Source organism: Clostridium oryzae (assembly GCF_002029235.1).
Taxonomy (GTDB): Bacteria; Bacillota; Clostridia; order Clostridiales; family Clostridiaceae; genus Clostridium_AE; species Clostridium_AE oryzae.
In genome coordinates, this window is the sequence record NZ_MZGV01000048.1 from 12,776 (window position 1) to 28,180 (window position 15,405).

The 15,405-nt window shown below is 31.7% G+C and carries 11 protein-coding genes; 7 read left to right on the plus strand and 4 right to left on the minus strand.

Annotated elements, in window-relative coordinates; genetic code table 11:
* The first annotated feature begins 135 nt into the window (after positions 1-135).
* Entirely contained in the window at positions 136-816 is a 681-nt protein-coding gene (locus tag CLORY_RS16925) for a TerC family protein (RefSeq protein ID WP_079426672.1), read from the plus strand.
* Positions 817-934: 118 nt separating this feature from the next.
* Here CLORY_RS16925 and CLORY_RS23365 read toward each other — a convergent pair whose 3' ends face one another.
* A complete protein-coding gene (locus CLORY_RS23365; protein WP_169911661.1) occupies positions 935-1,105 on the minus strand; it encodes a hypothetical protein in 171 nt (56 codons plus the stop codon).
* A gap of 696 nt (positions 1,106-1,801) precedes the next feature.
* Entirely contained in the window at positions 1,802-3,688 is a 1,887-nt protein-coding gene (locus CLORY_RS16930; RefSeq protein WP_079426673.1) for an LTA synthase family protein, read from the minus strand.
* Positions 3,689-4,251: 563 nt separating this feature from the next.
* Between CLORY_RS16930 and cax the strand changes: the two genes are divergently transcribed.
* From cax to CLORY_RS16950, 4 genes are all read left to right on the plus strand, one after another.
* Complete coding sequence (cax, locus tag CLORY_RS16935; RefSeq protein ID WP_079426675.1) at positions 4,252-5,295, plus strand: calcium/proton exchanger; 1,044 nt, start codon at positions 4,252-4,254, stop codon at positions 5,293-5,295.
* Between the two features lie 158 nt (positions 5,296-5,453).
* The gene (locus tag CLORY_RS16940; RefSeq protein ID WP_242954445.1) at positions 5,454-7,091 is read left to right on the plus strand and encodes a spore germination protein; all 1,638 of its coding nucleotides are present in this window, start codon (positions 5,454-5,456) and stop codon (positions 7,089-7,091) included.
* 93 nt (positions 7,092-7,184) lie between these two features.
* Entirely contained in the window at positions 7,185-8,336 is a 1,152-nt protein-coding gene (locus CLORY_RS16945) for a Ger(x)C family spore germination protein (RefSeq protein WP_079426677.1), read from the plus strand.
* Positions 8,337-8,362: 26 nt separating this feature from the next.
* Positions 8,363-9,472, plus strand: coding sequence for a GerAB/ArcD/ProY family transporter (locus tag CLORY_RS16950; protein ID WP_079426678.1), 1,110 nt, complete (start codon positions 8,363-8,365; stop codon positions 9,470-9,472).
* Between the two features lie 150 nt (positions 9,473-9,622).
* On the opposite strand, the gene CLORY_RS16955 is transcribed toward CLORY_RS16950, so the two are convergent.
* Complete coding sequence (locus CLORY_RS16955) at positions 9,623-11,473, minus strand: type IA DNA topoisomerase (RefSeq protein WP_079426680.1); 1,851 nt, start codon at positions 11,471-11,473, stop codon at positions 9,623-9,625.
* 206 nt (positions 11,474-11,679) lie between these two features.
* Between CLORY_RS16955 and CLORY_RS16960 the strand changes: the two genes are divergently transcribed.
* Positions 11,680-13,284 (plus strand): multicopper oxidase family protein, encoded by a 1,605-nt coding sequence (locus tag CLORY_RS16960; protein ID WP_079426681.1) that lies wholly within the window; start codon positions 11,680-11,682, stop codon positions 13,282-13,284.
* 255 nt (positions 13,285-13,539) lie between these two features.
* Here CLORY_RS16960 and CLORY_RS16965 read toward each other — a convergent pair whose 3' ends face one another.
* The gene (locus tag CLORY_RS16965; protein ID WP_079426683.1) at positions 13,540-14,676 is read right to left on the minus strand and encodes an acyltransferase family protein; all 1,137 of its coding nucleotides are present in this window, start codon (positions 14,674-14,676) and stop codon (positions 13,540-13,542) included.
* Between the two features lie 323 nt (positions 14,677-14,999).
* Between CLORY_RS16965 and CLORY_RS16970 the strand changes: the two genes are divergently transcribed.
* Positions 15,000-15,405, plus strand: a 406-nt coding sequence (locus tag CLORY_RS16970) for a hypothetical protein (RefSeq protein ID WP_139376074.1), incomplete at its 3' end; no start/stop codon positions are given.

Sequence of the window (15,405 nt, forward strand, 5' to 3'; positions counted from 1 at the left end):
TTGAAACTAGGACAGAAGGAATTCCTATAAAAATAGGAAACAAGAACATTTAGAATAAAGTTAAATAATTATGAATCTGAATTTATAGAACTGAAAGGTATCAGAATTATTTAGCATGAAAAAGGAGTGTAGGTTTTGGATAAAATTTTATATCTTATCATGTCAATTTTGCAAATAACCTTATTAGATATAGTTTTATCAGGTGATAATGTAAGTGTAATAGCGTTGGCAATCAGGAAGCTGCCTGAAAAAAAAGCTAAAATTGCGAGTCTCATCGGAATAAGCGGAGCTGTAACAATGAGAATACTATTTTCATGCATAATCACGCTAATTATGCAGATTCAATGGTTGCCTGTAAAATTAATCGGAGGGCTGCTGCTAATAAAGATTACATGGGATCTTACATATAATCAGGAGGAGGAAGAGAAGGGTAATGTGGATAGTAATAAGACATTATGGAAAGCCGCATTTACCATAATAATTGCTGATGTCAGTATGAGTCTTGATAATGTAATTGCAATAGCAGCTGCAGCTAAAGGAAATGTGTGGCTTATTATTTTTGGAATAATGATGAGTGTACCTATTATTTTCTTAGGTTCAAGTTATGTGGCCAAGCTTATGAAAAAATATAAGATTATCATATATGTTGGGGGCAGCCTTCTTGCTTACACGGCAGTAAATATGATAACTGATGATAAGTTTGTTGCTTGCTATCTAAACAGTCAGATATCTACGATTTTGCCTTTTATTTTTGGATTAATAGTTATATTATATGGTTTGTATGATGTAAAAAAAGTTGGAAATAGCTATAAATAAAAATACTACAGGAGCTTGCTCCTGTAGTATTTTTATACTTGTATATATGTGTGAACGTTCTTATTTTAACTATGTTAGTATAATTTATATATTTAAATATATAGTAATTAAATTTATTTTACTCCTGTTTCTGGAGAATAACCAGAGCAAAAGCTTCAGACTGTCCTCCGCCGCTCATAGGACTTATAGAAGTAACTGACCAGCCTTCGCTAAGTAGTGAATTAAGTTCTTCTGTATTTTCATTTTGGCCATACTTTCGAACAATAAAAGCTTTCTCCTGCTTCTTCATAAAAATGTCCCCCTATCAAAAAATATAAGTAATTATTATGACATCATTATAGTTAAACCTTTACATTTAACTCGATATAATTTATTATAGCGAGCTTAATGAATTTTCTTATATATCGTTAACTGAATGAGGATACTTTTGCTTCACTCCAATGTTCAGTTTCTTTATCGAATGCTCATTATATTCTTCTTCGAATTGTATATATTAATAATTTTGTTTATTTGGTGCTTTTAATACAATCATTATGGCTATTAGGTGAGTTTTAGTACAGTAGAACGTTCACCAAAAATGAATTCACTAATGGCCGAGATCTTTATCCTGTGATAATTTGCTTGTTTGGCTTAAATAAAGCCTTTCTGCCTTTAATGTTTCATTAATTTAGACACTGTGCTCATAGATGGTACGAATTGTAATAATTCTATAATTGAAGAGTATGTTACTCTTTGAACTATCTCATGAGTTTTGATTTTTCATTTGTTAATTTGAGAATTAATAATATTCCTTTTCGTTTACATTTTAGCGTAATTTCATTATGAAGTCAATTGTTAGTATATTACATATTTTCAATAATATCATGATAAAAAAATACAGACAAATAAAATGAGTGACTGATTTCCAGTCACCCATGAGTAATAATCATAATAAGGCTGCCATATTGTAAATAGAAAAGTTGTATAATTTACACTACATGTAGTTCTAGTTGTTTTGGTTAGCATTTTTACTAACAAATTCTTTTAATAAATTTTTGTTTAAAATATCATCGGAATATTCTAGCTGCTGTTGTCTTCTGTCTTTTTCTTCTAACATTGCCTTTGTAGGTTTTATAGCCTTATTTGTTTTAATATCATAAAATTTATCTACAGTGGAAACATAGAATGTTTTACCGTCTGTAAATGAACCATTTCTGAAGGTTAGGTTACCTTCTTTTGAATTTAACATGTCTTTACCAAGCGTATAAGGTGCATTTAAACCAAATATATTAGCTAAAGTAGGGTATGTGTCCATTTCACCAGAAAATAAATGATTTATTCCTTTATGCTTATCTTTAGGAAAATGTATCAAAAATGGTACCTTTTGATATTTTTTAAACCAAGTATAATCGCTATTGTCTTTTTCACCAACTAGCTTGTATAGTATGCTTTTATCTTTTACTGGTATGGCATTATGGTCACCATACATAACTACTATGGAATTATCTAATATTCCCTTAGCTTCAAGTCCTTTAAGGAACATACCAAGTTGTTCATCCGTGTAATTTATACCTTTCAGATAATTTCCAATATCTGTACCTTCAAAGCCTGTTACATCAAGATTAGATCTTTTAGCAGCCGATGTATAAGGAAAATGGCTTGATAAAGTGATGACAAAACTATAATATGGCTGCTGAAGAGTTTGCAACTTGTCCAATGTTTGAGTTAAAAATGATTTGTCACTTATTCCTAAACCTACAATTTCACTAGCATCCATTTCTTCCTTACTATAGAAATGGTCAAATCCTTCAGTAGGATACATTACATTTCTACTCCAGAATGTCTTTCTGTTGCCGTGGAAGACTGAAGTGTAATAGTTCTTTTTCTTAAGTGCTGTTCCCAATGAGTTCAAAACATTATGGGAATAAATAGTATAGGCAGCTCCAGAAGCAGCAGGATATAGGGAGTTATTAGTCATAAACTCAGCATCAGATGTATTACCTTCTCCAATCTGGTAATAAAAGTTATCGAAGTATAAACTACTTTTTAAAAATTTATTTAGATTAGGAGTAACTTCTTGTCCATTTATCTTCCTATTAATAGCGAATTGCTGCAGTGATTCTACTTGAATTATTATTAAATTTTTGCCTTTACCTATGTTAGCAAAATTCTTACCTTTATCTTTATTAGATAAGAGTATTTTCTCAATTTTTTTCTTTTTTGCCTCAGGAAGCTTTTGAGATTTTTTTATTTCAGTTGTTACAACATTATATATGTCTACGCCGTGATATCCTATATTACCAATACATCTAGCGACATACTTTTTGTTTCTTAAACTGGATAAAAGTCCAGGCTGCTCTATTGACAGAGCTCTTATACCGCTATATTGCATTATAATGCCAAGAACAAATAGTGTTACAAAGGCAAGAACCCTCTTTTTAAATACTGCTAAGTGTGGTTTCCTATTTCTGAAATAGATCATTACAGGTATTAACAAAACTACATCAGTCAGAAATAGAAAATCAGTAAACTGTAAAAGATTTTCTACGCTATCGCCGACATCTCCTAGCAATCCAATATTTCTAATAGAATTGACAGATATCAAGTCGTTAAAAAATCTGAAATAAGTAAGATCTGCAACAATAGCGATGCTTACTATCAGATCCATAATATAAAGAAATTTTATTCTTCCCTTAGTCTTAAATAGTAGAGATATACCTACCATAATAAACAAAGAAGCAAATAAAGAATATTTAACTGTAGGACTTACATAATTTTTATGCAATGTCCAAATGAATATTATGGATTTAGTAAAAACTAAAAACAAAAAAATAAATATGTCTACATAATTTTGAAGTATATATTCTACTTTTTCTCTCACTTGTGATCTCATTACTATTTTCTCCTTTTACCTTAACTTTTTAAAAGCACATATACAGTATAGAAATTTTTAGCTATTATTGCAAGTGCAGTTTTACTCAGATTGAGCTTAATAAATGATAATTTTAACGCTATTATTCTTACTATATCTAAAAGTTATATCGAAGTTTAGATTTATAAGCATATATGTGTTTTTATTCTACAGCTCATTTTTTAGAATACTATTTTTTTCAGCTTTAATGCAAAGTTTCCCAGCAGAAAGACAACTTTTTTCAGCATATAAACCATTTTTATAATCAAGTTAGTATTTCTAAATTTATGTTAACGAGAAGTATTCTAGTTTGACAAGCAGTAATACGCAGATTATATCATAAATATATTATTTATATCAAATGTATAATTAATATATTGTAATATATGGCATGCATAGATATAATTATGAAGAGATATAAGCTCCTAATTATAGGTGAGTTTTTGTGAGCAAGGTTAATTACATACCTTAAATGTGGTGAAAGCCGTGCACCATTTTTAATTACTATTTTTGTCGTAGGCGGCAGCGGCGAGATGGAGGGCTAAATGAAAGTATTAAAATATTTCCTTATATTTATTCCGGTGAGCTTAATTGGAGAATTACTGCATCTTTCACAACCAATGATTTTCGTGTTTTCCGCTCTGGCCATCATACCTTTGGCAGGGATAATGGGGGAATCGACAGAAGCTATTTCTCATTATGCAGGTGGTCGTATCGGTGGATTTTTGAATGCTACGTTTGGAAATGCAACAGAGCTCATCATTGGTTTTTTTGCTATGAAAGCAGGGTTATTTGATGTAGTAAAAGCTTCTATTGCAGGTTCTGTTATCGGTAATATCTTATTAGTGCTTGGACTAAGTATGCTTGTAGGCGGTTTGAAGTATAAAACTCAACATTTTAATCAAAAGGTAATTGATGTTACTTCCAGTATGCTGCTATTTGCTGTAATAGGTCTAATAATTCCAGCAATTTTTACACATACTGTTGCTTCAAAATTACTGACCACTCGATATGAAGGACTTAGTGTAGTAGTTGCAATTATAATGTTTGCTATATACATATTAAGTTTGATTTTTTCATTCTATACACACAAAGATTTGTATGCTACGGAGGCCGAGGAAGAGTCTGCTCCAAAGTGGTCTTTAAACAAAGCAATAATAATTTTGGTGGCTGCAACCATCTTTATTGGAATTGAATCTGAAATATTTGTTGGGACTGTTGAACCAATGACTAAGGCAATTGGATTAAGTGAAGCCTTTGTCGGTATTATCTTAGTTCCTATTATCGGTAATGCTGCGGAGCACAGTACTGCAGTTATGATGGCTTTAAAGAATAAGATGAATGTATCTATAGAAATAGCTTTAGGTTCAAGTTTGCAAATTATTCTTTTTGTAACACCTGTTCTTATCTTTTTAAGTTTGATCTTTTCACCGATGAGCATTGTGTTTAATGCGTTTGAGTTAATTGCGTTGATTTTTTCTGTATTAATTGCCAATAGATTAGCAAGTGATGGTGAGTCTAACTGGTTAGAAGGAGTTCAGCTTATTGCTGTTTATATAATAGTAGCAGCATCGTTTTTTATTGTGTAAATGTCTCGCAGAAAAATAGATTCTTGTTTTGCAAAGTATTAAATATAAAAAATTAAATTGAGCTATTAAAATAGTGAAGTATTTGATGATCGGTTGGATATAGAAAGTCTGACTGATCATTTTTAATTTCTTTATGTGAATAATTATAACTTTATTAGATGCATAATAAGCCTATAAGTACTTGTTTCAAAGGGGGTATTATTATATCAATTTTTAAATATTATCATAATAAAGAGAAAAGTGCGAATACAGAAAAAGATAAGAATTGCAAAAAAGAGCCGCCTAGGCAGATAGAACTCTCTATAGAATTAACTTCTAATATTGAAAACATAAAAAAGATAATGGGCTATGCCAGTGATGTAATAGTGAGAGAATTTACAATAACGCCAGATACTGAAGTAAAGGCAGCAGTAATTTTTATTAAGGGCTTGGTTGAACGAGAGTTGATCAACGAACAAGTTATTGGGGCATTAATGGCGAACGATAAATTTAATAATGCTAAAAATAATGTTGAATTTTTTGAAATACTCAAAGAGTACGGCATTCCAAGTATTTATGTAAAAGAAGAATATGATGTTAATAATATATTAGATCAATTAATTAATGGAAATACAATACTTCTGCTAGACAAAGTTAATAAAGCACTAATAGTGGAGAGTGCAGGATGGAAGGAAAGAGCAATTTCAGAACCCAATGCAGAAAATGTTGTAAGAGGCCCTAAAGATGGTTTTACAGAGAATATTGAAAACAATATTGCTCTAATTAGGCGTCGTATCAAAAGTCCAGATTTGCGGATAGAACAATTAATAATAGGCGCAAAAACTAAAACAAGAATATTAATTACTTATCTCGAGGGGGTTGCAAAAGAAGAAATAATAAATGAAGTCAGAAAACGCTTAAACAATATCGAAATGGATAGTGTACTTGAGAGTGGTTATATTGAGGAATTAATAGAGGATACACCTCTATCACCTTTTCCGCAGTTAGAACATACAGAACGTCCTGATAGAGCTAGTGCAGCAATACTAGAGGGACGGATAGCTATAGTTGTAGATACAACTCCGCATGTGTTGATAGCTCCAACTATTTTCATCGAGTTTATTCAGTCAGCAGATGACTATTACGAGCGTTTTTTGGTTGGAACTTTTACAAGGTTTGTCAGAATAGTGGCATATTTCATTTCAATTACTCTTCCTGCAATGTATATAGCATTAACAAGCTATCATCAGGAAATGATTCCTACCACATTAGCACTATCTATTGCGGCATCACGTGAAGGTGTACCTTTCCCTAGTATAGGAGAAGCATTTATAATGGAAGGTACATTTGAAATTTTAAGGGAGGCTGGTCTGCGCTTGCCTAAACAGGCAGGGCAGGCAGTAAGTATAGTAGGAGGTATAGTTATAGGCCAAGCGGCTGTCGAGGCTGGTATAGTTTCTCAGGCTATGGTAATAGTAGTAGCATTAACTGGGATTAGTTCTTTTGCTATTCCAGCTTTTAATGCATCAGCCTCCGGGCGGCTAATAAGATTTCCTTTGATGCTAATGGCTTCTGTGCTTGGATTACCAGGTATCTTAGCGGGTTTAAGCATTATTATTATTCATTTAAATGGCCTTCGTTCTTTTGGTATAAGCTACATGGAACCTTTTGTATCAGCAAAGAAGAATGAATTTAAGGATGTTATGGTAAGATCTCCATGGTGGGCGATGAACCGACTTCCTAGTTATATAGCTAAAAGGGGATTTAGAAGAGTCGGAGCTAACATGAAACCATCACCAGACAATGAAAATAAATAGGGACAAAGAACTTCAGTTGTAAATCTTGTAACCTTTAAGAATAACTTATATATTGCTTATTTATGGTTTTTAATATAAAAAGGAGAGGCTTCCATGAAAAAAATAGCTGTTATACTAATTCTTATACCTTCACTTTTATTAACAGGATGTTGGAATGCCAGAGAAATAAATGAACTTGCTTTTGTGTTGAGCATTGGTATTGATAAAAATATAAATGGATTTAAGGTGACGGCACAAATAGCTAATCCAGATACTTATAGTAAAACACAATCTGGTGACAAAAGTGATAAACCTTTTTGGATTGTTTCCAGCACTGGAAAAACAATTTTTGAAGCAATACGAAATATGTCTTCTATATCTTCTCGTCGTATCTTTTGGGCTCATATTAAGTTGATAATCATAGGGGAACAACTGGCAAGAAGTAATACTCTTGAAATATTTGATTTCTTTAGCAGGAATCCCGAGCTTCGTTTGAGAACATTGATTGCAGTTACACCGGATGAAGCAGGAAAATTGATTGAGGTTGTACCTGAGATGGAAAAGGATCCAGCAATATATTTGGAGGACATAATTGAAAATAAGAATTTATCAGGAAAGTCTTACAGTATAATGCTTAAAGATTTTCTTGAAGATTATCTTGACCCCTATTTAGGTCCAGTAACTTCAAAGATTGTTGTTGACAAATCAAGATTAGAGCCTGTTTTAAGAACAAGCGGTGCATATGTTTTTAGTGAAAAGAAATTAGCTGCTTCACTTAATGAAGAGCAGACGAGAGGACTATTATGGTTAAAAAACAAAATGAACGATTCTATAATGGTAGTCTATTGTCCTGATGATAATATGCCTATTACAATGGAAATTAAAAGTGCCAGAACAGCTTACAAAAGTTACGTTGATAATGAAATTCCATATTATAAAATTAATGTCAAAGTAAAAGCAAATATCACGGAACAAGCGTGCCAGACTGATTTTAATGACATGTATAAATTGAATGAGCTGTCGAAGGTGTTAGGTGCAGCGGTTCGTAAGGATATATATTATACAGTTACTACTGCGCAGGACCTACAGATAGATTTCATCGGTTTAAGTAAAATATTACATAGACAGCATAAGGAGGACTGGTATAAGCTGTGTAGGAATTGGAATAAAGTTTTTAGAGCCGCCCATGTTATTGTTAATGTTAAAGTTGATATTCACCATGTATCATTAGCAAAACCGTTAGAACCGATAAAAATGCATAAGTAATTTATGCAATAAAGGAGAAAAATAATATGCACAAAGAAAAAGAACTCATTAATAATAAACATTTAAGAGATATTATAATTTGTGTTATGTGGCCAGCAACAATTAATTATGGAAGTGGCATTTTAGCTAGAAAAATAGGCCGTGACATGTGGATATGCGGGATTATAAGTTTATTCACCGTACTGCCATTTATTTTAATTGCAATTTTTATGGGAAAAAGCTTCCCAGAGAAAACAATAGTTGAGTACAGTAAGGAATTACTTGGAAGTGTGTTTGGAAAAATTTTAGGATTAATTGTTGCAATTTATTTTTTTCTTCTTGCATCTAGCTCAATAACAATGTATATTCACCATCTAACAGGCTTTCTACTGCCAGAAACACCTTTTCTGGTTATAACTGGACTACATGTTTTCATAATATGTTACTTAGTATGGAAAGGACCTGAAGTTATTGGAAGAACAAGTGTAATTGCTTTTGCAATGGCTATAATTTTTTACTTACTTGTATTTATGGCCTCTCTTTCTGAACTAGATATTAGCAGAATTACACCTTTTTTTGATTTGGGAATAGTTACTGTATTTAAATCTAGTATAGATACTGATACTTTTATTGGCTTTTCTCCATTACTTGTAGGTATGCTTTTTCCAATTGTAAACAACCAAAAGAAAGTTCTTTCTTCAGCAGTATCTGGTTTATTTATTGGAGGCTTTTTCTTCATTTTTTATTTTGTCGTTGAATTAATGGTCATGGGCCCTCAGGTTGTGGCAATGATGCGAATAGCAAGTATGGACTTTGTAAGATCCATTCAAATCACAAAATATCTTCACCGTTTTGAATCATTTATGGTTGCTCTATGGTATTGGAGTATAATGATACAGGCAGGAATTCTTATGTTGTGTTCTTTACAGGCATTTATGCAAACCGTTGGAATAAAAAAGAAAAGCCCGGTAATTATTACAATATGGGGCATAATGATGATAATTCTTACATATTATATTGGAGACAATGATGTACTTTTTTTAAAGTTAAGGGAACATGTGTGGGAGTATATATCTGTTCCAATTGATTTTGGCATACCGCTACTGCTTTATTTTGCTTTTGTTATTATTAAAATGGGTACGCATACTAGAAAATAAGTATATTTAAATTGTAATGAGAATTATACTGACAATATTAAAGTCAACAGGATATGGAAAGTGCATAAATCGCTGCAGCGATTTATGAATTTCTTAATTACTGAACATTAGTATAGGTAAGGTACTTATTAAATAAAGCAGTACCAAGGATTAAGGCGTTTTTTCCCGAGTATCATTTATAATAATTTTACTGGTATATTTTATCCTATTAACTCCTTTTATCGTGAAATTATATATTTCTTTTAGAAATGCATTTTGATCAAAATTACCCTTTTCCATATCGAAGAGCTTCTTTTCAAGGCGCCCTGTGTAATCCGTATCCATGATATCTTTAACTGGAAATTTTTCAATAAGATTAATGCCGACCTCTGTAATCAACAGAGATTTGCCTTTTGCGATTATATATCCGGCACTTTTTAATTTATTTATAGTTTCAGCTCTTGTGGCAGCTGTACCGATAGAGTAGCCATATAATATGCTGACATCCTCTTCATCTTTGTCACCTTTGTTTTTACCGCAGGTTTCCATAGCTTTTAGCAGTGTCTTTTCTGTATGGTGAGCGGGAGGCTTGCTTTTTTTCTTAGTCACCTCAGAATTAACTATTTCTACTACTTCTTCTTTCTCCAACTGAGGCAGAAGTTCATCCTTTTTTCCATCTTTGTAAAGTTTTAGCCATCCTTTTTTCTTCAGTACTCGTCCTTTTGTAATGAAGAGCCTTTGAAATTTGCCACCGTCAACTGCAGTAATTACTTCAGTATTTTCATATTCAGCAGCCTCCATAAATTGTGACAGAAATCTGTTTTTTATAGCATCATAAACTATTTTTTCGTCTTCAGACAAATTTCTTGGCAGCACATAAGTAGGGATTATAGCACTATGGCTTTCAACTTTATCATTATTGAATACTTTTTTTGATTCATTGAATATTATTTCATTTTTAAAAGGTATATCCTTTTTTAGAACCTCTAGCACATTTTTTGCCTTATCCTTTATAGACTCTTCTAAAGCAGTACTTTCAGTTCTTGGATAAGTAATATGCTTCTTTTCATAAAGACTTTGTGCTGTTTTTAAAACCTTGTCGGCAGTCCAGCCTTTATATTTGCTTGTAATAAAACCTTGAAGGTTACTTAAATTGAACAATGCTGCTGGATATTCATTTTTTGATTCTATAGTTTTTTCGATTATTTTGCCTTCTTTATGTTGAATTTCTTCATTTAGTTTTTCGACGCTTTCTTTCTTAGGAAATTTATCGTTTTTACCATAAAAGAATTTCCCTTTGTACGAGCCGCCTTCAGCTTGAAATTCAACTATGAGTTCATAGTTAGTTTCAGATTTGAATTTTTTTATCTCCATATCTTTATCATATATCATTTTTAAAGTAGGCATAAGTACGCGTCCGATGTTTAAAAGGCTCCCTTTACCACGAGCAAATTTTAGAGTGGCTATTGATGTGAAATTTATACCTATTACCCAATCTGCTATCTGTCTGCTCACACCGGCAGCCTGCAGCGATTTCATCTGATCATTGGTCTTTAAATTTTTGAGCCCGTTCTGTATTTCTTTTGGGGTCCATTCATTAATAAGTATTCTTCTAATAGGTTTAGCCGCATTTATATGCTTAAATATCAAAAGTGCTATAAGTTCACCTTCTCTATCGAAGTCAGTTGCAGTTATAATGCCTTCAACATCTTCCCTATCTACTAAGGCTTTTATTATGTCCAACTGCTTTTTTGCACCTTCATCGGTTACGTTTTTATTTTTACTGCTGGGCTTTACTTTATATTTAAATTTGTCAGGTATAAAAGGAAAATAATCTGTGTTCCATAAGGCATATTTTTCATCATAGTCCTTACAGTCACACAGAGTAACTAGGTGTCCGAAAGCCCAGGTAACAATATATTGTTCACCTTCTAGAAATCCATTCCTTTTCTGTTTGCAGTTTAACGCATCAGCTATGTTACGGGCTACGGATGGTTTCTCTGCTAAAATCAATTGCTTCATAAATTATCACCAAGTAATATTATAGTACATGTTTAATTTGTTTTGTACCCCAAAAAGAACTGCTTATATTAACATAGTATGTATAAAATTATATATAAACTAATATAGGCGTTTTTAAGGAACTACTTTTTCATGTGTCGAATATAATATATAGAAGCAGTAATTATAAAAAATACCACGAAAAGATTAAAAAGAAGGTGACACATATGAAAGAAAATCATCTAACTGAAGACAATTGCGTACCCGAAGTGAATCCATCAATACCCAGCACGATTCCCAAATTTGTTGATGAGCTCCCAATTCCAAAGGTTTTAAATCCAGACAAACGAGGAAATAATTATGCCTATTATGAGATAGAAATGAAATGTGCTGGGCATAAATTTCATAGAGATTTTTGTAAAACTCTTGTATATGGTTATAATGGTATATATCCAGGACCTACTATTGAGACAATGAAAGATCAAGCTGTTTATGCAAAATGGATAAATAACCTTCCATTAAAACACTTTTTGCCAGTAGATAAATCTTTACACGGTGCTATTGATAATCCAGAAGTTCGTACTGTTGTTCATCTTCATGGAGCGAATGTTGCTCCTGAGAGTGATGGCTTTCCAGAGGCTTGGTTTACTCGTAATTATGAGTTTACTGGATCAAGCTTCAGTAAGGAAGTATATGAATACCCTAATAATCAACAGGCAACAACACTTTGGTATCATGATCATTCGTTAGGAATTACAAGATTGAATGTTTATGCTGGTTTAGCAGGTTTCTATATCATTCATGATTTTAATGAACTGAGTCTAGGACTTCCAAAAGATGAATATGATATTCCGCTAATAATACAAGATAAAACTTTTAATTCGGATGGTTCGCTTTTTTATCCATCTAATACAACGCCTCCGAATAAATATGTTAATCCTTCAGTAGTTCGTGCTTTTATTGGAGCCACTATGGTTGTTAACGGAAAAGTATGGCCATATTTTAAAGTTGAGCCTAGAAAATATCGTTTTAGAATATTAAATGCTTCAAATACAAACGGTTATGTTCTTAAGCTTTCAAATGGACAATCTTTCTATCAAATAGGTACTGATGGCGGGTTGTTAGGTGAACCTGTAAAATTAGAATCTTTTCCATTAGATCCAGCTGAACGAATAGATGTTATAATAGATTTTTCAAAGCTAAAACATGGTGATACTGTAATTCTTAATACTGAAGAAACGGATTTTAAAGTTGATGTTATGCAGTTTAAGGTGGAGCTTCCTCTTAAATATAAAGATAGGAGTGTAATTCCTAAAAAACTTCGCCCTATGGAAAAACTGGATAAAGATATGGCAAAGAGAATAAGAAGACTTACTCTTAGTCAATCTTTGGACCATTATGGTAGAAATATGTTGATGTTAAATAACAAGATGTTCAGTGATCCCGCTACAGAAATGCCTGAGTATGACAGTATAGAAATATGGGAAATTGCGAATCCACTTGTGAATCCGCCTAACGTTTCACATCCAATTCATCTTCACCTTGTTCAATTTCAGATACTCAATCGACAGCCATTTGATGTAAACACATTTAACGAGAAAAAATTTATAGAATATGGTACAGGAATTGATTATACTGGAGCACCAGTCGATCCGGATCCTAGTGAAAGAGGATGGAAGGATGTTGTTAGAGTTGAACCAGGTAAAGTAACGAGAATAATAGCTCATTTTAAAAATTATACTGGAGACTATATATGGCACTGTCACATTCTTGAACATGAGGATCATGATATGATGAGACCTTTAAGAGTTATTAAAAAATATTGTGACTAATTAATATTAAAAAGAAGAGAATTTATATGGCATCTAGAAATTAGATAATATATAAATTCTCATATACTAATAAATAACAATGCATTTAATGAAAGGCTTAGTAGACAACATTGCTTTGTATATATAAACTAATATTTTAACTTACAAGCGCAAGCATCTTTTCTTTAAATAGTACATTTATCTTTCCTCGATTCTTAATTGAACTTACAAATTATAAATGCAAACAATTTATGTTTTTTTGTTTACGGGCGGGGTTTATGCCGCTTTAGTATGTTGAATAGTATTATTTGTTCTGATTGATTTAATAAATTTACAAATTGGAGCTTCAACTGTATGATATGCTATAAATGAAATTATAAAAGCTGCGAAAGTAATTATTATGTATATGTATGCTGTTCTAATTTTTCCATACAGGAGGTTGAATAATAATAAAATACAAATTGTATGATATAGATAAAAACTAAAGGATATTTTACCTAGAAAATGTATTGGCTTCATTAGTAAAAACTTTGAAGCTGCTTTGGAGCCTAAAGCAACAATAATCAGTCCACATGAACCTAAAGCGATAGACCAATCTTCAATTGCCCAGAAGTGGAGGCTAGTACCATGGAAAGGAACCCATCCCCTATATCCATAGGCTGATAATGAAATGATTAGTACCATCAATTTAAACTCAATACTACAATTTTTAAAGGCACTAATTAATTTTTTATGATACTTCGATAATAATATTCCGATAAAGAAGATTGAAATATAGTGCAGAGTTTCATATGGTGAACTTTTGTATAGATACTTAGATGCATCTACAAAACGTACCCATAATAGTGATGCGATTGTCGATAATACAATACACATTGCAATTATTTTTTTCCAATCAAGTTTTATTGATATAAACACCAATATTGGAATAATAAGAGATATTCGCATTTCATGTACTAAAGACCATATAACAAAATCATATGCATATGTTTTATAATTACCGATTAATAATAGATTATTAAATAAAATCTTTTTGTTTAAACCATCTCTCCATATTAAATTGTAGAAAGAACTAAAATGAATATTGTTTTTATATGGAAGTATAGATACGGATATTGAAAGAACCATTGCAGCTAAAAAGGGTATATATATCCTTAAAAATCTTTTAAGTATGAAAATTCTATAACTGCTTTTTTTGCCATAAAAAAATGGTAATGACAACACAAAACCACTTAGAACGTAAAAAAACATTACAGAAGCATGACCATCAAATAAAAGATAAACTACTGAATGACTTAAGGCAATCATTTTATCGCCCCATTTAAACACTCTTGTCATGTGATAGACAAAAACTATTAAAGCCGCAATCCCCCTTAATGAATCAAGTTCATCGTATCTAGAATTTTTTAACATTTTTACTCCCCCTATAACAACATTTACTATTTTAGTAAATATAAATACTTAAGTCAACAACAAGGGGAAGGTTTATTTGTAGTTTTTTGCAGGAATATAGTAGAAATTGTAATGTGAAAGTTTTACTAAAAACAAATGAGCTTATTTATTAAAATCAGCTCATTTGCTACTTAATATAGTGCTTTGCAATTCTGTTATAAGCCAATAATCTTTTCAGTAAACAAGTTAGATTTAGCCAATAAAAATTGCAGATAAAACAAAAAACAAAAAGCGCAATCGGTAGTGAATACCTTTTGCGCTTTTTGTCTAGGATTTAAGTTACAATGCGAAAATCCTATAACAACTTAATTCATTTAAAACAAATCTACAGTAGTATTATTACCAATTACTGTGATTTTATACATAAAGGGTTTGTTCGTAAAGAACTTGGCATTCCAGAATCAGATAAATTGAAGAAGAATGGTACTTTTAAGAGAGATTTATACTTTCTAGATGGCACAGAAGTTAGATATGCTAGAGTTAAAATCCAGACTTTGCTATGGACTAAAGCTGATGGTAATAAAGTATACATCAGTGTGTTTCCATCAAATATTATAAAGTATAACAAAGCAGATACCAATCTTATTGAATTTATCAGTAGAAACGTGAAAGAAGGTGAAAGTGTTTTTGACTACGTCAATGATTCTGAGAATTGTCTTGATAGTGAAGATATTTTAATACGTTCCTGCC